Raw genomic sequence first — 18,696 nt, forward strand, 5'->3', positions numbered from 1 at the left:
TTATCCCCGTGGACGAGCTGATGAAACAGGAAACGGCATGACCGAAGCCATGCCGTTCCTGCGAAAACCGATATTGCTTTCTTATGACCCCCGACCATGGGGCGGTCATTTTTTTGAGCACGTGGCAAAGCTGCTCAAAACATATAGGCACGTTTCTCTCCCAACGCACCGGGGATACAAAAACCGGGCGGACACGTTGTGCCCGCCCGGTTTGCTTATCCGGTTTCTTACTTGGCGCTCTGGCCGGCGGCCTGCCTGGCCTTGATCTCCTTGAGGGCGTCCTTGTAGGACAGGTTCACGCGGCCCTTCTCATCGATGTCGGTGACCTTGACCCAGATCATGTCGCCGATGTTGACCACGTCCTCCACCTTCTCCACCCGGCGGTCGGCCAGCTTGGAGATGTGGACCATGCCGTCCTTGCCGGGCGCCAGCTCCACGAAGGCGCCGAAGGTGAGGATGCGCACCACCTTGCCGTAGTACAGCTGGCCCACCTCGGGGACGAACACGATGGTGTCGATCATCTTCTTGGCGGCCTCGCAGGAGGCGGCGTCGGGGGAGGCGATGTGGATGGTGCCGTCGTCGTCGATGTCCACCGTGGCGCCGGACTCGGCGCAGATCTTCTGGATCACGCTGCCGCCCTTGCCGATGACCTCGCGGATCTTGTCCACGTCGATCTTCATGGTGATCATCTTGGGGGCGTACTTGCTCACCTCGGGCCGGGGCTCGGCGATGCAGGGGAGCATAATCTCGTCCAGGATGGCGTAGCGGGCGTCCCGGGTGATCTCCAGGGCCTCCTTGATGATCTCGTGGGTGAGGCCGTCGTTCTTCAGGTCCATCTGGATGGCGGTGATGCCGGCCTTGGTGCCGGCCACCTTGAAGTCCATCTCGCCGTGGAAGTCCTCCACGCCCTGGATGTCGATAAAGGTCTGGAAGGAGCCGTCGTCGTCCTGGATGAGGCCGCAGGAGATGCCGGCCACGGGAGCCTTGATGGGCACGCCGGCGTCCATCAGAGCCAGGGTGGAGCCGCAGATGGAGCCCTGAGAGGTGGAGCCGTTGGAGGAGAGGACCTCGCTCACCACGCGGATGGCGTAGGGGAACTCGTCCACGCTGGGCAGCACAGGCACCAGGGCCCGCTCAGCCAGGGCGCCGTGGCCGTACTCCCGGCGGTTGGTGGAGCGGGGGGCCTTGGCCTCGCCCACGGAGTAGGGGGGGAAGTTGTAGTGGTGCATGTACCGCTTCTCTTCCTCTTCCCAAATGGTATCCAGCTTCTGGGCGGCGGCCAGGGTGTTCAGGGTGGCCACGGACAGGACCTGGGTCTGGCCGCGGGTGAACAGGCCGGAGCCGTGGACCTTGGGCAGCACGCCCACCTCGGCGCTGAGGGGACGGATCTCGTTCTTGGCGCGGCCGTCCACACGGTGGCCCTGGAGCAGCCAGGCCTTGACGATCTTCTTCTGGAACTTGTAGGTGAACTCCTCGAGATACTTGTCCATCTCGGGGTACTCCTCCAGGTAGTCCTCATGCCACTTGTCGATCATGGCGTTCCAGCGCTGCTCACGGATGTTCTTGTCGTCGGTGTCCATGGCGGCCTTGGCCTCGTCCATGTACTTGTCCACGATCTTGTCGAACAGCTCCTGGTTGAAGTCGGCGTGGTCGTACTCCATCTTGGGCTTGCCAATCTGAGCCACGATGTCGTTGATGAAGGCCACCTGCTTCTTGATCTCCTCGTGGGCCTTCACGATGCCCTCGTACATGATATCGTCGGGGATCTGGTCGGCGCCGGCCTCGATCATGACCACCTTCTTCTCAGTGGCGGCCACGGTCACGTCCATGCGGGAGGTCTTGCGCTGCTCCTGAGTGGGGTTGAAGACGATCTCGCCGTCGCAGTAGCCCACCTCCAGGCAGCCGATGGGGCCGGCGAAGGGGATCTCGGAGTAGCTCAGGCAGGCGGACACGCCGATCATGGCGGTGACCTCGGGAGAGCAGTCGTAGTCCACGCTCATGACGGTGCAGGTGATGCACACGTCATTGCGGAAGTCGTAGGGGAACAGGGGGCGGATGGGCCGGTCGATGAGGCGGGAGGCCAGCACGGCGGGCAGGGAGGGACGGCCCTCACGGCGCATGAAGGAGCCGGGGATGCGGCCCACGGCGTACAGCTTCTCCTCAAAGTCCACGCTCAGGGGGAAGAAGTCCACGCCGTCCCGGGGACGGGGAGAGACGCAGATGGCCACGTGGACGGTGGTGTCGCCGTAGCGCACCAGAGCGGCGGCGTTGGCCAGCTCGGCGGTCTTGCCCACCTCGATGGAGAAGGGACGGCCGGCGATCTCAGTCTTGAAGATCTTGTGGTTGGGGAACTGCTTGTGGGTGATGACGGTAGACATGGTTGTCCTCCTTTTCGTTGGTATGGGCCAGCGTCCGGGCCGTCTCACCTTTTAGCATTTGAACCCGGGTCCGTATTCTTCAGGCCCATGTTCAACTGCTAAAAAAGCGCTCCGGCCCGGCGGGGCCTGTGGATAGGTTCGCGCCGTCCTCCCGGAGGAGAATGGCAAGATAGGGTGGCGTGGCATAACCACGCCACCCTATCGGGAAGCTCTTACTTACGGATGCCCAGCTTGGCAATGATGGCACGGTACCGCTCGATGTCCTTGGCCATCAGGTAGTCCAGCATCTTGCGGCGCTTACCGACCATCTTCAGCAGGCCGCGGCGGCTGTGGTTGTCGTGGGTGTGGACCTTCAGGTGCTCGGTCAGCTCCTGGATGCGGGCGGTCAGAATGGCAATCTGGACCTCGGGGGAGCCGGTGTCAGTGGGATGGGTGCGGTTGGCCTCGATAACGGCCGTCTTCTCGTCCTTACGGATCATGGATGGTTTCCACCTTTCATATCATTTGCCCGGCGGCTGGGTAACGGGTGGGCGGACCCCCGCGGATACGCGGCTGTTGTCCCGAAACTAAGCGGCAGGCAGCTTCGCACATTGCGTGCTTTGGTAGTCTATCATATTTTGCCCGTGCTGTAAAGGGAAAAAACACAATTTTCAGGACTTTTCCCCTGGTTTTGTCCGGCCCGGCTCACTGTCCGGGCAGGTCGTTGGGCTTGGGCACTCCGGCGGCCTCTCTGGCCTCGTCGGTGCCGATGTAGGTGAGATTGGTGAAGATGCGCTCCAGCTTCTGGTCGGGGTAGTGGGCGTCAAGGAACTCGGCCGCCGGTCCGGCGGCGGGCACGTTGTGCTGCCGCTGGTTCATCCGGCTCAGGGCGGCGGAGGTGAGGGCCACGTCAAAGACCATCAGCACCGCCAGCACCAGGGTGAGGGGGCGGCCCGCCCCGTTGGGGATTTTCCCTATCCAGCGGCACACCGCCGGATAGGCCCACGTGACCCACAGCACCGCCGCCACGCCCCAGAACAGGGAGAACACCAGGTTCACCCGGCCGTTGATGTTGAAGGGCAGGTGGCTGTAATCCCAGAAGCATGCGCCGAAGAGCACCTCCTGGAGCCAGGAGCAGGCGTATTCATACACCGCGCCCAGCACCGTACCGGCCAGCAGGATGAGGAAGGAGCTGCGGCGGGCAAGACGGTGGAAGCACAGCGTGAACAGCACCGCCCCCAGACCCCACACCAGGGAGAAGGAGCCGTAGAGCACGCCGCTGCGGTTCTGGAGCTCCCCACGGGTGAGGAGCATGAACGCCGTCTCCACCAGACAGCCCAGGAAGGAGACGATGATAAACACCCAGAAGAGCTTGTAAAAGTTCACGCCCCGGGCAAAAAAGCCGGGGATATTCTCCGAAGAGACGGCCTCTGTCCGCTCCGCCCCGGAAAAGCCGGACTGCTGCCGTCCGTGCGCCAGTTCTGCCATAGGGTTCTCCTTTCTCTGTCCGTCACCTTGGAACAGTGGGTATCATACCACGGCACAGTGCACAATAACATGAAGGATATATTAAATTTTCATTTAACTTTTCCCTCCGAAATTCGAAATTTCGACCTTCGGAAGGGCTTCTTCTCACTATCCGGCTGCAAAAAATGTCCCTGTCGCCCGAAACGGGCGGCAGGGACGGTTATTTTGACGACAGGGTTTATTTGATGCGGAAGGTCTTCTCCGCCCGGTTCCACACCACGGCCAGGGCGACAGCGCTGTACGCCACGGTACACACCACCACCAGCAGGGTGAACACGCTGGTGGGCTGCTTGATCTGGAGGCACATCCAGCACACAAAGTAGACCACCCAGTTGAGAATGCCGAAGAAGGGATTTTTCACCGCCAGCTGGGCGGTGTAGGGCTGGAAGATGTAGTAGAGGAACAGGGGGTGGACCGAGAAGAACACCGCCAGGCTCAGCACCGCCAGGCAGAACAGGGCCAGCCCGCCCCCCAGGGGCGCCCCGGCGGCCAGGGTGAGGAGGGCCGTGCCCGCGCAGATGGCGGCGGCCACCAGCAGGTTCCGCCCGGCCACCTGGCCCAGCCGGATGGTGAAGTTGCGCAGGAGCACCTTCCGCTCCCGGTACCAGCCGTACCGGAGGAGGGAGATGTCGCAGTTGTAGAACATGGCCTTGCAGATCCGCTGGCCCAGGGTGTTGCAGATGAGGTACATGATAAACACGAAGATGGGCAGGAACCGGGTGGGGAATTCCGCCATCAGGCCGGCCATGGCCTCCCGGGCAAAGAGAACGCCCGCCAGGCCCGCCAGCACCGCCGCGCCCACTGCCCCCAGGGCGTACTTCACCGGCTTGTTCAGCAGCCGCCGGTGGCGCAGGAAAAACAGGCCGTTGAGGTAGGCGTACCCCTTCATGGCCTGAATCCGGCCCCCGGCGTCCTCCGCGGCCAGGTCGGACTCTTTCATCTGCACGTCCCGGAAGGCGGCCTGGGCGGCGTTCTGCCTGGCGGCGGCGGTGGACACGTTCTCCGCCCGGCAGGTTTTCCACACCAGTGCCTGATAATGGGGATAACGGAGAATCCAGACGCCCGCCCAGGCGCCGCATCCCACCGACGCGATGTATACCGCCGGGTTGAACAGGAACCGCTCCATGGGCAGGGGTTCGGGCAGAAGCAGGGGCACATAGGCACCGGCCAGGGCCAGCACCGTGACGGCCATGATGTGCCAGAAGCTCTTGCCCGGCTGTTTCTCCCAGCGGTGCCATATCCACACATGGAAAAACTCGCCCAGGACACGGAAGGCGGCCATCTGCACGGAGAGGAGCAGTCCCTCCCACCAGCCGGGGCCGAAGAGGGCGGCAAAGACCATCAGGGCCGGGGTAAAGGTCACAAAAGTCTGGAGGTGCTCACGGCCGGCGGTGGCGGCCAGGCTGGCCCGGGCGCCCATGCCCATCTGCCGCACGCAGGTGTACTTGACCAGGCTGGCGGTGAGGATATTGGATTGGAGAAAGGCGCCGCCGAAGAAGCTGAGGAAGAACAGGGCGGTGAGAAAGTTCTGCCACAGTCCCTCCGCTCCCAGGTCCTCCCGGATCAGCATGGCGGGCAGCAGGCAGCAGAGGAACAGGTAGATAAACTTTCCGGCAAAGGCGCTGACCAGCTTCAGCACCTCCACCACGGCCATGAGCCGCTGCTTGCCCGCCGAGGCGGCGTACAGCCGGTCGGGGAACAGGCGGCGGACGAGGGGGATTTTCTTCAGCCAGAAGAGAAAGCGGTTGCAGCTCATGGCCGACTGCACCCGGAACACATTACGCATGTCCTTAATCATGGCGTTCCTCTTCTTTCAGCAGCTCCACCACCCGGTTCTCAAACTCAGGCGTGTGGATGATGGACGGGTCCACCTCCTCCAGCGTACCGTGGTGGAGGAGGACAATCTCGTCGCACAGGTCGGCAGCCAGCTGGAGAATGTGGGTGGAGAAGAGGATGATGTGGTCCTCCTTCATCTCGATGAGCAGGTCCTTCATCTCCTTGGCGGCCACCACGTCGAAGGAGGTGAGGGGCTCGTCCAGCAGGATGACCGGCGGCCGGGCGATGAGGAAGCAGAGCATCTGCATCTTGTTCTTCATGCCGTGGGAGTAGTCCTTCATCAGGCGGCAGCGGTCCTCGGCATCAATGCCCACCAGGTCCAGCCAGTCGTCGGGGGTGCGGCCGCTGGGGTCCTTGCCGGCGTTGATCTCCTGGAAGAACTTCACGAACTCCCAGCCTGTCAGGAACTCGGGCACCACCGGCGTGGACAGCACATAGCCCACGTCCCCCTCGGCCAGGGGGCGGCGGGCCCCGGTCCCGTCCTCCACGCAGAAGGCGCCGCCGTCGGGCGGGAACTCTCCGGCCAGGCAGTTCATCAGGGTGGTCTTGCCCGCGCCGTTGCGGCCCAGCAGGCCGTAAATCCGGCCCTGCTGGAAGGAGAAGGACGCCCCCCTGAGCACCTGCTTCTCCCCAAAATGCTTTTCGATCCCTTCTAAAATGAGCTTCATACGTCTCTCGCTTTCCGCCGCCTTCCCGGGCGGCTTTTCCTTGTTACAGCTCCCTCTGGAGCCGCACCAGCTGATACATGTAAATCACGAAATGGGCCAGATAGGCCAGCATCACCACCACCAGGACGGCCATGGGCGCGTCCATCACCAGCAGAATGACCCACTCAGCGATGAAGATGGGGGTGGCGGCCAGCAGGGAGCGGTAGGCGGCGATGCCCCGGAGCATCTGGTTGCGCTCGTCCTTCTCCTCCCGCTCCGCCGCCCGGCGGGCCTTTTCATTGCGGCGGTAGTGCCGGGCGAAGAGGGCCTTGACCGTCAGCAGCCCGCCCAGCGCTCCGCCCCCGCCGGCCAGCAGTCCGCCGGCCAGCCGGGGCAGCTCCAGACCCAGGCTGTCCCCCGCCAGCACCAAGAGCACGGCCAGCCAGCTCAGCCCCGCGCCGACCCAGTACAGAACCTCCCTATTCCTCTCCCTGTTCTTCATAGAGAAAGACCTCCTCAATGGTGGTTTCAAACAGCCGGGCGATTTTGAAGGCCAGCAGGATGGACGGATTGTACCGCCCATTCTCCAGGGACCCCACCGTCTGCCGGGACACCTCCAGCGCCTCGGCCAGCTCCTCCTGGGTCATGCCTCTGGCCTTCCGCAGCTCCTCCAGCCGGTTTTTCAAACCCTCGCCTCCCTCTGAAATGGAAAGCTCACTTTCCGTCCTGTGGCCTTAGTATAGTGCCGCCGTCGCATTTTGTCAAGTTAACTTTCCATTAAAATCATCTTTACAAAAAACCAGGCGCCCGCATCTGTGAGCGCCTGGTTTGGGATATGCTGTATGGGAATTTTTACTGCTCCGCTTTCACAACGGCTGCGCAGCGGGGGCAGAGCTCGGGGTGGTCGTGGTCCTCGCCCACGTGCTCGTTGTACATCCAGCAGCGGGCGCACTTGGCGCCGGAGGCCTGCTCCACCTGGACGGTCAGGCCGGGGACGGCCTCGCCCTGGTAGCCCTGGCCGGAGCCGATGACGGCGTCCACGTGGGAGACGATGCAGATGGTCTCCAGGTCGTGGGTGTCGAAGCCGCCCAGGGGGCCGCGCCACAGGGCCTGGGCCTCGTCGCCGTCAAAGTACAGGGTAACGGCGGCCTCCAGGCTCTTGCCGATGCGCTTCTCGCCCCGGGCGATCTCCAGGGCCTTGTTCACGTCGGTGCGCAGGGCCATGGCGGCCTCCCAGCGCTGGGCCTGGTCCTGGGGCAGGGCCAGGGCCTCGTCAAAGTCGGGCATCTCGTTGAAGAGGACGCACTCGGCGTCGGCGGTCTTGTCGTGGGGCATGGCCTGCCAGATCTCCTCGCTGGTGAAGGCCAGGATGGGGGCCACCAGACGGGTCATGCCGTCCAGAATCCGGTACAGAGCGGTCTGGGCGGAGCGGCGGCCGGCCTCATCGCCGCAGTAGAGGCGGTCCTTGATGATGTCGAAGTAGAAGTTGGACAGGTCCACCACGCAGAAGTTGTACAGGCTGCGGTAGACGCCGTGGAACTCGTACTTGTTGTAGAAGTTGCGCACGGTGCGGGCGAGCTCATTGAGCCGGGACAGGGCCCACTTGTCCAGATCCATCAGGTCGGCGTAGGCCACGGAATCGGCGTCCGGGTCAAAGCCGTTCAGGCTGCCCAGCATGTAGCGGGCGGTGTTGCGGATCTTCAGGTAGGCGTCGGACAGCTGCTTCATGATCTCCTTGGAGATGCGCATGTCCTGGGTGTAGTCGGCGGAGGCCACCCACAGGCGGAGCAGGTCGGCGCCGTAGTCCTTGATGACCTCATCGGGGGACACGGCGTTGCCCAGGGACTTGTGCATGGCCTTTCCCTCGCCGTCCACGGTCCAGCCGTGGGTGGTGATCTGCTTGTAGGGGGCCACGCCGTTGACGGCGATAGAGGTGAGCATGGAGGACTGGAACCAGCCGCGGTACTGGTCGCCGCCCTCCAGGTACAGGTCGGCGGGGTACTTCAGGTAGGGACGCTCGGCGGCAACAGCGGCCCAGGTGGAGCCGGAGTCGAACCACACGTCCATGATGTCGGTCTCCTTGGAGAAGTGGACCTTGCCGCACTTGGGGCACACAAAGCCCTCGGGCAGCAGATCCTTGGCCTCCTTGTCAAACCAGATGTTGGAGCCGTGCTCACGGAACAGCTCGGCCACATGGGCGATGGTCTCGGGGGTGACGATATCAGCGCCGCAGTCGTCGCAGTAGAAGATGGGAATGGGCACGCCCCACACCCGCTGACGGCTGATGCACCAGTCGTTGCGCTCGGAGATCATGGAGATCATGCGCTCCTTGCCCCACTCGGGCTTCCACTGGATGGAGTCGCAGGACTTGACGGCGGCGTCCTTGATGGCGTCCACGGAGCAGAACCACTGCTCGGTGGCCCGGTAGATGATGGGGTGCTTGCAGCGCCAGCAGTGAGGGTAGGAGTGGGTGATGGACTCCTTGGCGACCAGGAAGCTCTCCTTCTCCAGGTCCTCCACCACCATGTCGTTGCCCTTGGCGTAGAACTGGCCGTTGTAGCGCTCGTCGGTCATGACGCCCTTGGCGTTGACGGGCACGGGGACGCCGATGTGGGTCAGGCCGGCCTTGTCGTACTGCTGGCAGATCTGGAAGTCCTCGGCGCCGAAGCCGGGGGCGGTGTGGACGCAGCCGGAGCCGGCGTCCAGGGTGACGTGCTCACCGTTGAGGATGACGGACTCACGGTCGAACAGGGGGTGAGTGGCGGTCATCAGCTCGAACTCGCTGCCCTTCATCTCGGCCAGCACCTTGCAGGCGTCGTAGTCGATGTGGGCGGCCTTGCACACCTTCTCGGCCAGCTCCTTGGCCAGGACATACACGTCGCCGGAGGGCACCTGGAGCAGGACATAGTCAAAGTCGGCGTTGAGGCAGATGGCGAAGTTGCCGGGGATGGTCCAGGGGGTGGTGGTCCAGATGACGAAGTAGGTCTTGGACAGGTCGGCGTACTGGCCCAGCTTGCCCTTGTCGTCCCGGACGGGGAACTTGACAAAGATGGTGGTGCAGGGGTCGTCGGCGTACTCAATCTCGGCCTCAGCCAGGGCGGTCTGGTCGTGGGGGCACCAGTACACCGGCTTCATGCCCTTGTAGATGAGGCCCTTCTCGGCCATCTTGCCAAAGACCTCAATCTGCTTGGCCTCAAACTCGGGCAGCAGGGTAATATAGGGGTTCTCCCACTCGCCCAGGACACCCAGTCGCTGGAACTGGCCGGTCATCTTGGCGATATACTTCTCGGCGTACTCCCGGCACTTGGTGCGGAACTGGGCGGTGGTCATCTCCTCCCGCTTCACGCTCTTGTCCTTGAGCACGGCGGACTCGATGGGCAGGCCGTGGGTGTCCCAGCCGGGCACGTAGGGGGCGCACCAGCCGGTCATGTTGCGGTGCTTGACGATCATGTCCTTGAGGATCTTGTTCAGGGCGGTGCCGATGTGGATGTTGCCGTTGGCGTAGGGAGGGCCGTCGTGGAGGACGAAGGTGGGCTTGCCTTCGTTCTTCTTGATCAGCTTGTGGTAGATGTCCTTCTCCTCCATGGCCTTGAGCATGTCGGGCTCACGCCGGGGCAGGCCGGCCCGCATGGGGAAGTCCGTCTTGGGGAGGTGGATGGTCTTGTTGTAGTCCATGGGTTGTTTCCTCCAGATATGATTGTTGTGGCCGGATCAGTCCTCCGGCGGGGTGATCAAATAGGTCCACGCAGACAGCTTGCGGATGCTGCCGCCGGCCAGCCAGACCGCGCCGCACAGGAAGTCCAGGATACGCTGGGCAGCCTCCGGTCCGGCCTCCTCCAGGTCCGCCAGGAAGGCGCCGCCGGCCCGTACCTGCTCCGCCAGTTCGGTTGCATCCGAGAAGCCGCCGGCACGGTGCAGGGGCAGCCTGGCCAGTTCCTCCGGGTCGGGGGGCTCCAGCCAGTACAGTTCCTCTTTCATCCTGTCTCCTTTCCGGTGCCGAGGGAACAAAAAAGCGCCCCTGTCTCCAAAAAGAGACAAAGGCGCAAACCTCTGCGGTACCACTCTTCTTGCCGCAGGCATGCTGCGGCCGCTCAAGCCGGCGGATAACGGCGCCGCCCGTACCGGCTTAGTGGGGTCAGACCCGTTCAGCCGGAGGCTCCGAGGTGATTTTCGTCCGTCCGCCTCTCCGCCTTTCACCAAAACGGCGGCTCTCTGGGCAGGTTGGGCCGGATTACTCCTCCTCTTCCTCGCGTTTGCTGTATAAAAAGAAAAACACGGAGAAACACCCGCAGGGGCGTTTCTCCGTGTATCTTACCTGTTTTCCCCGGCTATGTCAAGGGGAATCACTTGATTTCGTAATCTTTTCCGAATTTCAGATTGCTGAAGTCGATGCGGCGGGTGGGGGAGTCGTCCTCGTCGTCATCGTCCTCCTCGCTGCGGCGGCGGGCACGGCGGTCGCCCCGGTCATTCCGGTCGCTCCGGTGCTCCCTGCGGGGCTCAGGCTGCTCCTCCCTGTCCTTCCGGTCCATGCCCAGAAGCTCGGCGTACAGGCCGCCGTCCTCCTCCCGGCTGTCCCGCTCCGCCTCGCCCTGGGGCTCCTCATCCTCCACCTGGGGCAGCTCTCCGGTCTCCTCCTCCACAATCTTCTCCATGGAGGACTGAATGTCCCGGGCGGTCTGCTCGGTCTGGCTGGGGACGGGCGCGGTCAGCTGGGACAGGCCGTTGAGGTAGTCCATCTCGTGCTGATAGAGTTCCTTCAGCTTGGCCACGTAGGCGGCGGTGGCCTCCTTGGCGGCGTTCAGGCGCAGCTGCTCGTTCTCCAGCTCCCGGCGCAGGCCGTCCACCTTGGCCCGGGCCTCGCTCTCGGCGGTGCCGATGAGCTGCGCCCGCTTTTCCTCCGCCTCACGGACGATCTCGTCCGCCGTCCGCTGGGCGGCCAGCAGGGCCTTGCGCATGCCCTCCTCGGTGGAACGGTACTCCTCCACCTTCTCCACCAGCACCTTCATCTTGCTCTTGAGCAGGGCGTTCTCCTTGTAGAGAGCGGTGTAGTCCTCGGTGAGCTGGTCCAGAAACTCGTCCACCATGGCCATGTTGTAACCGCCGAAGTTTGCCTTGGCAAACGCGTGCTGAGAGACTTCCTGTGGTGTCATCATATCCAATTCCCCCGTTTCTCTTTAAAAAGGGTGCAAAATCCCTGCCCGCTGCCCTGTGCGGGTTCTTATGCGCAGTTAAGTACGGCTCAGAAATACAGCCCGTTGTTCGCCCCAGCCGGCGCTCCGCGCCGTCCGGGGACCCCGTCCCTGCATCTGCCCGGGCGGAGTGAATCCGCCCGGCATCAAGGTTTTGGCTGCGCCAAAACCCTTGGCACGCCGGACTCCCGGCGGGACAACGTGAACCGTTTTCCCTCTGCTCCGTTAAAAGTACAGCCCGTTGTTCTCCAGCTCGTCGATTAAATCGCCCAGAATGTCCACGTTATAGGGCGTGATGATGTAAGTAGAGATAGCCACCTTCTTGATCTTGCCCTCGTTGGCGTAGGCCACGCCGGACAGGAAGTCCAGCAGGCGGCGGGCGATGTCCTTGTTGGTCTGCTCCAGATTGAGCACCACGGTGCGCTTCTCCCGCAGGTGGTCGGCAATCTCGGCGGCGTTCTCAAAGCGGTCGGGCTTCACCAGCACCACCTGGAGCTGGGTGGTGGTGTGGATGTTGACCACCTTGTTGCTCCGGCGGGGCTCCTCCTGCTGGAAGATGCTGCCCGAGTTGTCCATCTTGGCGGAGGCGCTCTTCTCCCGGCGCTCGGCCCGGTCGCCCCGGGTGACCGGCTCATAGTCCTCCTCGTAATCCTCGTCGTCCTCGTCCTCATAGGGACGGGCAAGGCGCTTCAGTTCGTCAATAAAACCCATGGTCGGTTACCCCCATCAATCAGCCTTGGCGCTGCGCTGCCATGGGCGGCCGCGGGCCGAACAGGGCGGTGCCCACCCGGACGTGGGTGGCCCCTTCCCGCACGGCGTCCTCATAGTCGCCGCTCATTCCCATGGACAGGCAGTCCATATCAGTTACATTATGGTCCAAAGCCGTTCTTATGTCAACATAAAGGCGATACATTTCGGCAAAAAAATGTCGGTTTTCTCCCGGCGCCCGGGCGGCGGGTGGGACGGCCATCAGCCCCCGCAGGCGGATGTGGGGCATCTGTACGGCCAGCCGGGCCAGATCCAGGGCCTCCCCCGGGGCCGCGCCGCTCTTGGATGCCTCGCCGCCCACGTTGATCTCCAGCAGGATGTCCTGCACCAGGTCCAGATGGGCCGCCCGGGCCTCCACCGCCTCCAGCAGGCGGCGGGAGTCGATGGACTCGATCATATCCACCCGGCCCACCACATATTTGACCTTGTTGGTCTGGAGATGGCCGATGAAGTGGAGGGCGGCGCCGGCATAGGCGTCGTCGTCCAGATGGGCGGTCATCTCCTGGACCCGGTTCTCGCCGCAGACCGTGATGCCGGCGGCAATGGCCTGCCGGATGGTGTCCGAGGTCTGGACCTTGGTGGCGGCCACCAGGGTGACCTCCGCCGGATCCCGGCCCGCCTCCAACGCGGCGGCGGCAATCTTTCTCTTTACAGCTTCCACACGTTCCGGCAGCGTCATCGCTCCGCACCTCCATATTCAGGCGGGAGGCCTCAGCCTCGCACCACTTTTCCGTCGTACAGGTCCTCGCCGGAGAGAATGAGCTCGTCCCCGGCCCGGAGGGACCGCTTGGCCTCGTTGTTGTCCCCGGAGGCGACCTCCACCGGGTTGACCAGGTAGTAGTCCTCCTCGTCGTCCACAATGTCCACCGGCTTGAACTCCGCCCGGGCGCCAACCACCACGTACACGCCCCACTGGCCGTCCTCATTCTGATAGAGGGCGTTTTTGGGGATGCGGATGCCGGTGGTGCTGCTGTACACCAGGCTCACCGTCTGCTCCCGGAGGAGGGTGGTATCCGACAAAAACTCCTTGCTGGAGAGCACCACCGCCACCTTGCCGTTCTCCGGGTCGCTGATGCGCTCCACCGTCATGTCCACCTGGCCGGACCAGTCCCGGGAAAAGCGGACGGTGACCTTTTTGTCGGAGTCCCGCAGGTTGGCCAGCTCTCCCGCGTCGGCCTCGTCCAGCACACAGACAAAGTACCACTTGGCGCTGGTGATCAGCTTCCCGATGGCGCCCTCCTCCGGGCTGACCGCGGTCCCGCTCAGCTGCTCCAGCTGGGCGGGAGTGATGGTCTCCAGCACGGCGGGGGTGATGACGCTCTCCCAGCCGTCCACCATACCGGAGAAAATGCCGGAGCGGTCGGTTGTCACAGCGGTGGTGTCCTGCCCGGAGGCGGCGACCAGGGCCTGAATCTGTGCCTCCAGCTCCGCCTTGGCGCTCTGAAGCTGGGTAATATCCCCGGTGGAGGAGTAGTCCCGCTTATAGACCAGGGTGCGCAGCTCCATGGTGTCGTCCTCCAGCTGGGTGAAATCCCGGCTGGCCACGGAGGACCGCAGGGACGCAATCTGGTCCAGGATCTCCTGGGACAGCTTGGCGTTGTCCGACAGGTCGTCCGTATGGCCCAGGGAGTAGTTGATCTGCTCCAGCTCCTGGGTGAGGGCGCTCAGCTGCTGCCGCCGCTCCAGGGCGGAGGCGTCCTGGTAGAGATAGGCCACCGTCTGTCCCACCCCCACCCGCTCCCCCTCGGCGGGCAGCACGTCAGCCAGCCCCGACCGGGCGGGCAGCACATACTCGTCCCGCACCAGGAAGCCGGTGGCCTCAGTGGCCTGATCCAGCGTGTAGGTGTAGCAGGTCATGGTGACCATCCGGTCGGTAAAGCTCTGCCAGGCGTACACAAACAGGTACACCAGCACCGCGCCCAGCAGCGCCAGCATGACCACGCGGTTGACGATTTTGCCCTCTTTCATGGGTCGCGCCTCCAGGGAATAAAAAATCTGTCTGTCAAAATCGGACTGTGTCAATATCAGCCTCCCTCAGGGGGAAGGCGCCTGCTTCTCGGGGTCCCCGCCGAAGCCCAGCGGAGCGAAACCGGGGTCCCCGCGGAAGGCGGAACGCCTTTCGCTGGGAGAGGAGCCGCAGCAAAATGAGCGAGCTTTCGCCTTTCGGCGGAAGCGAGGGGTATGGCGCTTGCGGCGACGAGGGGAGAGGACGAGCAAGGGAGCGGCGCGAGGAATGGCCGCTTAGGCCGTTCCGAGACTGAGCGGACTTTGTGAGGACGCGCTGAGCGATATGAAGCTTACGAGGACGCGGCCCTTCGGGGAGGTACTTTTCACCGGCGAAAAGTACCCAAAAGCCGCCGGGGACACAGGGGCGGAAGGGCCCTGTTAGGGCCAAACGCCCCCGTTTCCCCGGACCCCTTTCTTGGGGCCCCCGCCGAAGCCCAGCGGAGCGAAACCGGGGTCCCCGCGGAAGGCGGGACGCCTTTCGCGGGGAGAGGAGCCGCAGCAAAATGAGCGAGCTTTCGCCTTTCGGCGGAAGCGAGGGATATGGCGCTTGCGGCGACGAGGGGAGAGGACGAGCAGCGAAGTGAACGAGGCCTGCCGCTTGCGGCGGGATGAGCGATACGAAGCTTGCGAGGACGATGTCCTGCGGCGGTGGGTTTCAAGCAGCCACCGAACCTGAAAGCCGTTGCTTGCCGGTTCAGTGCTCTGCATGCCGTTCCCCTTCTGCCCGGGCAGCGTCACCTGCCCAGACTTGAAAGCTTCTGCAATTCATTGGCGATCTCAATGCCGCACTTGGTTTCTGCTCCTTGGCTCAGTCTTTGCTCGAGCGGGCCTGCCGCATTAAACACTCACGCTCTGGCTCATATCCACGGGCCGCTCAGGGGTAATCGTAGAGATTGCATGCTTGTAGATCATCTGCTGCTTGCCGTCTGTGGTGAGGAACACCACAAAGGCGTCGAAGCCGGCCACCTGGCCCCGGAGCTGGTAGCCGTTCATCAAGAAGAAGGTGACGTTGGCCCGGGTGCGGCTCAGGCGGGTGAGGAAGAGGTCCTGGAGATTGTTTGTCTTCTGCATACTAAGTACATTCCTTTCTCTCTGGTGGGACAGGCCCACGGAATGCCCTTATAGTAATCCAGTTTCTTCCAAATATGCTGTCGAATTTTGCAATGCCATTGAAAAATCTGGTATTTTCTCCCAGGTAATCCACTTCACTGACGGCTCCCGGCGGAACCAGGTCAGCTGCCGCTTGGCGTACTGCCGGGAGCGCAGCTTGATCTCCTCGGCGGCCTCCGCCGCCGGGCGGCCCGCCCGGAGGGCGGCGGCCATCTCCTTGTACCCGATGGCCTGCATGGCGGTGCAGCGCTCGGGCACGCCGGAGGCGAGCAGTCCCTCCACCTCCTCCACCAGCCCGGCGGCCATCATCTGATCCACCCGGCGGTCGATGCGCGCCCACATGTCCGCCCGGTCGGCAAAGGTCAGGCCGATGCGCGCCGCCTCATACCGGGGCGGCAGGGCGGCGGTGCGGCGGTCGTGCTCGGTGATGGTCTCGCCCGTCTCGTGCCACACCTCCAACGCCCGGATGATCCGCTTCTCGTCGGCCAGGTGGAGCCTGGCCGCCCGCTGGGGGTCCACCTGCTCCAGCTCCCGGTAGAGGGCCGCGATGCCCTCCTTTGCCGCCCGGTCCTGAAGTATCTGCCTCCACTTGCCCGTAAAGGCGGCAAAGGTCCGGCCGGCCAGCAGGTTGTCGATATACATGCCGGTGCCCCCGGCCACAATGGGCAGCTTTCCCCGGGCGAGGATGTCCTCCACACAGGCGGAGGCCTCCTCCACATAGCGGGCCACCGAGTAGTCCTCGCCGGGGTCGGCCACGTCCAGCATGTGGTGGGGCACCCCGTCCATCTCCTCCGCGGTGGGCTTGGCGGTGCCGATGTCCATGCGGCGGTAGATCTGCATGGAGTCGGCGCTCACCACCTCGCCCCCCGTCCGCTTGGCCAGGGCCACCGCCAGGGCGGTCTTGCCCGAGGCGGTGGGGCCGCAGATGACCAGCAGCTTGGCCACGGTCACAGCTCCTTTCTCTCCCGGATCAGCCCCACCGCTCCGCCCGCTCCAGGGCGGAGAGAATGGCGGCGTTGGTCAGCTTTTCCGCCATCAGCTCCCGGAATTTCACGGTTTTTTCCTTTCCTGCCTCCCGCAGGGCCTGAAGCTCCCCGGGGATGGCCGCCTGCCGGGCCTCCAGATCGGCCCACATGCGCTCCAGGGCGCCCAGGCGATTTACCCCCGCGTCATAGCGCTCCGGGGACAGGACATAGCCCGTCCCCTCCCGGGTGGTCAGCGGCTGCATACCCATTCTCCTCTCACGCCCGCTTAAACTGCTTCTCCAGCTGTCCGCGGGTCAGCTCAATGGCCACCGGGCGGCCGTGGGGGCAGTACTTTACCTCCCCCCGCATCACCGCCGCGGCCACCTTCTCCAGCTCCTGGGGGCCGTTCTTCTGTCCCCCCTTGATGGCCGCCTTGCAGGCCATGGTGTGCATCAGCTCGTCCCGGGCGGCGTCCGGGTTGGCCCGGCCGGTGGTCAGCAGCTTGGAGGCAATCTCCTCCAGAGTGGCGGGGATGTCCTCCGGGTCCACATCCGACGGGGCGGCCCGGACGATGACAGCCCCGCCGCCGAAGTCCTCGGCGTCAAAGCCGAACCGGGCCAGCAGGGGCAGGTTCTGGAGCAGCGCCGCCCCCTCCTCGGCGGGCGGGGTAAAGACAGCCGGGGTCAGCAGGTTCTGGACCATGGGCTTGTAGCCCTGGGCCTTGAGACGGTCGAAGTTCATCCTCTCGTGGGCGGCATGCTTGTCGATGAGCAGGATCTTGTCCCCCTGCTCCACAATGATATAGGTATTGAGCACCTCGCCCGCCACCCGCCAGGGGAGTTCCTCCTCCTGGGGCTGCTGGGGTACGGGCCCGTGCTCCGCCGCAGGTACAGGGGCCTCCTGCACCGGGGGAACGGGCTTCTCCTCCGGCAGCTTCACCGGCTCCTGGGGGATGACTTTCTTTTCCGCAGCGGGCGCGGGCACATGCTCCGGCCTTACAATTGGCTGTTCCGGCGCAGGCCGGGGCTGCTCCCGAACAGGCGCCTGGAAAACGGACCTGCGCTCCGTGGGCCGCGCCTCCGGCTTGGGCCGGGAAATGGGGGCCGCAGGGGCAACCGTTTTGGGGGCGGTGAAGTCGTGGAGGGACAGCCCGCCCTGTTCGCCGGCGCCGCTCCGGCGGTACTCCGCCGCCGTCATGGTGCGGAAGGCGGTCTGGTTGGGGGTGACGGTGTCGTGCCCGGCGGCGGGGGCCAGCCGCCCGGCGGGGCTGCCCACGCTGGCCTGGACATGGCTTTTGTCCCCCTCCAGGGCGGCAAGGGCGGCGTAGTACACGGCGGAGAACACCTGCCGCTCGCTGCCGAACTTGACCTCCTGCTTGGTGGGGTGGACATTCACGTCCACCCCGCTCAGGCGGCAGGTCAGGTGGAGGACGCAGGCGGGGAACTTGCCCACCATCTTCTGGTTCTGGTAGGCCTCCTCCAGGGCGGCCATCATGGTGCGGCTTTTCACATACCGTCCGTTGACGAAAAAATGCTGGTAGCCCCGGGTGGCCCGGCAGCAGGCGGGCAGGGAGGTAAAGCCGGTGACGCTCATATCCTCCCCGGAGCCCTTTACCTCAATGAGGCCCAGCGCCAGATCCCGGCCCAGGACGGAGTAGACGGCGCTCTTCAGCTGGCCGTCGCCGGGGGTGAGCAGCTCCTGCTTGCCGTCCCGCAGGAATTTGACGGATACCTCCGGGTGGGCCAGGGCCAGATGCTGGACCATGGCGAACACGGCGGCCCCCTCGGCGGCGTCCTTTTTCATGAACTTGAGCCGGGCGGGGGTGTTGAAGAACAGGTCCCGCACCACCATGGTGGTGCCCACGGGGCAGCCCGCCTCCTCCCGGCTCACGGTCTCGCCCCCCTCCAGGCTGAGGGCGGTGCCCAGGTCCTCGTCCGCCGTGCGGGTGAGGAGATCCACCCGGGACACGGCGGCAATGGCCGCCAGGGCCTCGCCCCGGAAGCCCAGGGTACCGATGGCCTCCAGGTCCCGCTCGGTGCGGATTTTGCTGGTGGCGTGGCGGAGGAAGGCGGTCTCCGCCTCACCGGCGGCGATGCCGCAGCCGTTGTCGGTGACCCGGATGAGGGACATGCCGCCCCGCTGAATCTCCACGGTGACGGTCTCCGCCCCGGCGTCAATGGCGTTCTCCACCAGCTCCTTGACCACGCTGGCGGGCCGCTCCACCACTTCACCGGCGGCAATGAGGTCGGCGACATGGGGGTCAAGCTGTTGAATGTGTGGCATAGCGAAC

17 protein-coding genes and 1 other annotated feature are annotated in these 18,696 nt (G+C 64.3%); all 17 genes read right to left on the bottom strand.

What is annotated here, in order from left to right:
- Positions 1 to 227: 227 nt before the first annotated feature.
- Positions 228 to 2,378, bottom strand: coding sequence for a polyribonucleotide nucleotidyltransferase (locus QZY67_RS05025; protein ID WP_295368839.1), 2,151 nt, complete (start codon positions 2,376 to 2,378; stop codon positions 228 to 230).
- Between the two features lie 212 nt (positions 2,379 to 2,590).
- Complete coding sequence (rpsO, locus tag QZY67_RS05030) at positions 2,591 to 2,857, bottom strand: 30S ribosomal protein S15 (RefSeq protein ID WP_006571894.1); 267 nt, start codon at positions 2,855 to 2,857, stop codon at positions 2,591 to 2,593.
- Positions 2,858 to 3,062: 205 nt separating this feature from the next.
- The gene (locus QZY67_RS05035; RefSeq protein WP_295368840.1) at positions 3,063 to 3,845 is read right to left on the bottom strand and encodes a putative ABC transporter permease; all 783 of its coding nucleotides are present in this window, start codon (positions 3,843 to 3,845) and stop codon (positions 3,063 to 3,065) included.
- Positions 3,846 to 4,062: 217 nt separating this feature from the next.
- Complete coding sequence (locus QZY67_RS05040) at positions 4,063 to 5,682, bottom strand: hypothetical protein (RefSeq protein ID WP_295368841.1); 1,620 nt, start codon at positions 5,680 to 5,682, stop codon at positions 4,063 to 4,065.
- Complete coding sequence (locus QZY67_RS05045) at positions 5,675 to 6,388, bottom strand: ABC transporter ATP-binding protein (RefSeq protein WP_295368842.1); 714 nt, start codon at positions 6,386 to 6,388, stop codon at positions 5,675 to 5,677. The genes QZY67_RS05040 and QZY67_RS05045 overlap by 8 nt, the downstream gene beginning before the upstream one ends.
- 43 nt (positions 6,389 to 6,431) lie before the next feature.
- Positions 6,432 to 6,869, bottom strand: a complete 438-nt coding sequence (locus QZY67_RS05050; protein ID WP_295368843.1) for a hypothetical protein — start codon at positions 6,867 to 6,869, stop codon at positions 6,432 to 6,434.
- A complete protein-coding gene (locus QZY67_RS05055; RefSeq protein WP_040646466.1) occupies positions 6,847 to 7,053 on the bottom strand; it encodes a helix-turn-helix transcriptional regulator in 207 nt (68 codons plus the stop codon). Before QZY67_RS05055 ends, QZY67_RS05050 begins: the two co-directional genes overlap by 23 nt.
- Before the next feature lie 166 nt (positions 7,054 to 7,219).
- Positions 7,220 to 10,042 (bottom strand): isoleucine--tRNA ligase, encoded by a 2,823-nt coding sequence (ileS, locus tag QZY67_RS05060; protein WP_295368844.1) that lies wholly within the window; start codon positions 10,040 to 10,042, stop codon positions 7,220 to 7,222.
- Between the two features lie 36 nt (positions 10,043 to 10,078).
- Positions 10,079 to 10,345, bottom strand: coding sequence for a cell division protein SepF (sepF, locus tag QZY67_RS05065; protein WP_295368845.1), 267 nt, complete (start codon positions 10,343 to 10,345; stop codon positions 10,079 to 10,081).
- Between the two features lie 49 nt (positions 10,346 to 10,394).
- Positions 10,395 to 10,624 (bottom strand) — a binding site (T-box leader).
- An 86-nt stretch (positions 10,625 to 10,710) separates the two neighbouring features.
- A complete protein-coding gene (locus QZY67_RS05070; RefSeq protein WP_295368846.1) occupies positions 10,711 to 11,520 on the bottom strand; it encodes a DivIVA domain-containing protein in 810 nt (269 codons plus the stop codon).
- Positions 11,521 to 11,781: 261 nt separating this feature from the next.
- A complete protein-coding gene (locus QZY67_RS05075) occupies positions 11,782 to 12,267 on the bottom strand; it encodes a cell division protein SepF (RefSeq protein WP_006571878.1) in 486 nt (161 codons plus the stop codon).
- A gap of 19 nt (positions 12,268 to 12,286) precedes the next feature.
- Positions 12,287 to 13,003, bottom strand: a complete 717-nt coding sequence (locus QZY67_RS05080) for a YggS family pyridoxal phosphate-dependent enzyme (RefSeq protein WP_295368847.1) — start codon at positions 13,001 to 13,003, stop codon at positions 12,287 to 12,289.
- 32 nt (positions 13,004 to 13,035) lie between these two features.
- Positions 13,036 to 14,292, bottom strand: a complete 1,257-nt coding sequence (locus QZY67_RS05085; protein WP_295368848.1) for an HlyD family efflux transporter periplasmic adaptor subunit — start codon at positions 14,290 to 14,292, stop codon at positions 13,036 to 13,038.
- A gap of 876 nt (positions 14,293 to 15,168) precedes the next feature.
- Positions 15,169 to 15,402 (bottom strand): RNA chaperone Hfq, encoded by a 234-nt coding sequence (gene hfq / locus QZY67_RS05090; protein WP_294536407.1) that lies wholly within the window; start codon positions 15,400 to 15,402, stop codon positions 15,169 to 15,171.
- A gap of 48 nt (positions 15,403 to 15,450) precedes the next feature.
- Positions 15,451 to 16,386: a tRNA (adenosine(37)-N6)-dimethylallyltransferase MiaA gene (miaA, locus tag QZY67_RS05095; protein ID WP_295368849.1), complete on the bottom strand. Its 936-nt coding sequence runs from the start codon at positions 16,384 to 16,386 to the stop codon at positions 15,451 to 15,453.
- 25 nt (positions 16,387 to 16,411) lie between these two features.
- On the bottom strand, positions 16,412 to 16,669 hold the full coding sequence (locus tag QZY67_RS05100) for a hypothetical protein (RefSeq protein WP_295368850.1): 258 nt from the start codon (positions 16,667 to 16,669) through the stop codon (positions 16,412 to 16,414).
- 13 nt (positions 16,670 to 16,682) lie between these two features.
- Positions 16,683 to 18,689 (bottom strand): DNA mismatch repair endonuclease MutL, encoded by a 2,007-nt coding sequence (gene mutL / locus QZY67_RS05105; RefSeq protein WP_295368851.1) that lies wholly within the window; start codon positions 18,687 to 18,689, stop codon positions 16,683 to 16,685.
- Positions 18,690 to 18,696: the final 7 nt, after the last annotated feature.

It is taken from the genome of uncultured Pseudoflavonifractor sp., assembly GCA_904419835.1.
GTDB lineage: Bacteria > Bacillota > Clostridia > Oscillospirales > Oscillospiraceae > Pseudoflavonifractor.

Bases quoted from the DNA above. Each gene is read 5' to 3' on its own strand.
- QZY67_RS05025 (WP_295368839.1), bottom strand. From the start codon at position 2,378: ATGTCTACCGTCATCACCCACAAGCAGTTCCCCAACCACAAGATCTTC.
- rpsO (WP_006571894.1), bottom strand. From the start codon at position 2,857: ATGATCCGTAAGGACGAGAAGACGGCCGTTATCGAGGCCAACCGCACC.
- QZY67_RS05035 (WP_295368840.1), bottom strand. From the start codon at position 3,845: ATGGCAGAACTGGCGCACGGACGGCAGCAGTCCGGCTTTTCCGGGGCG.
- QZY67_RS05040 (WP_295368841.1), bottom strand. From the start codon at position 5,682: ATGATTAAGGACATGCGTAATGTGTTCCGGGTGCAGTCGGCCATGAGC.
- QZY67_RS05045 (WP_295368842.1), bottom strand. From the start codon at position 6,388: ATGAAGCTCATTTTAGAAGGGATCGAAAAGCATTTTGGGGAGAAGCAG.
- QZY67_RS05050 (WP_295368843.1), bottom strand. From the start codon at position 6,869: ATGAAGAACAGGGAGAGGAATAGGGAGGTTCTGTACTGGGTCGGCGCG.
- ileS (WP_295368844.1), bottom strand. From the start codon at position 10,042: ATGGACTACAACAAGACCATCCACCTCCCCAAGACGGACTTCCCCATG.
- sepF (WP_295368845.1), bottom strand. From the start codon at position 10,345: ATGAAAGAGGAACTGTACTGGCTGGAGCCCCCCGACCCGGAGGAACTG.
- QZY67_RS05070 (WP_295368846.1), bottom strand. From the start codon at position 11,520: ATGATGACACCACAGGAAGTCTCTCAGCACGCGTTTGCCAAGGCAAAC.
- QZY67_RS05075 (WP_006571878.1), bottom strand. From the start codon at position 12,267: ATGGGTTTTATTGACGAACTGAAGCGCCTTGCCCGTCCCTATGAGGAC.
- QZY67_RS05080 (WP_295368847.1), bottom strand. From the start codon at position 13,003: ATGACGCTGCCGGAACGTGTGGAAGCTGTAAAGAGAAAGATTGCCGCC.
- QZY67_RS05085 (WP_295368848.1), bottom strand. From the start codon at position 14,292: ATGAAAGAGGGCAAAATCGTCAACCGCGTGGTCATGCTGGCGCTGCTG.
- hfq (WP_294536407.1), bottom strand. From the start codon at position 15,402: ATGCAGAAGACAAACAATCTCCAGGACCTCTTCCTCACCCGCCTGAGC.
- QZY67_RS05100 (WP_295368850.1), bottom strand. From the start codon at position 16,669: ATGCAGCCGCTGACCACCCGGGAGGGGACGGGCTATGTCCTGTCCCCG.
- mutL (WP_295368851.1), bottom strand. From the start codon at position 18,689: ATGCCACACATTCAACAGCTTGACCCCCATGTCGCCGACCTCATTGCC.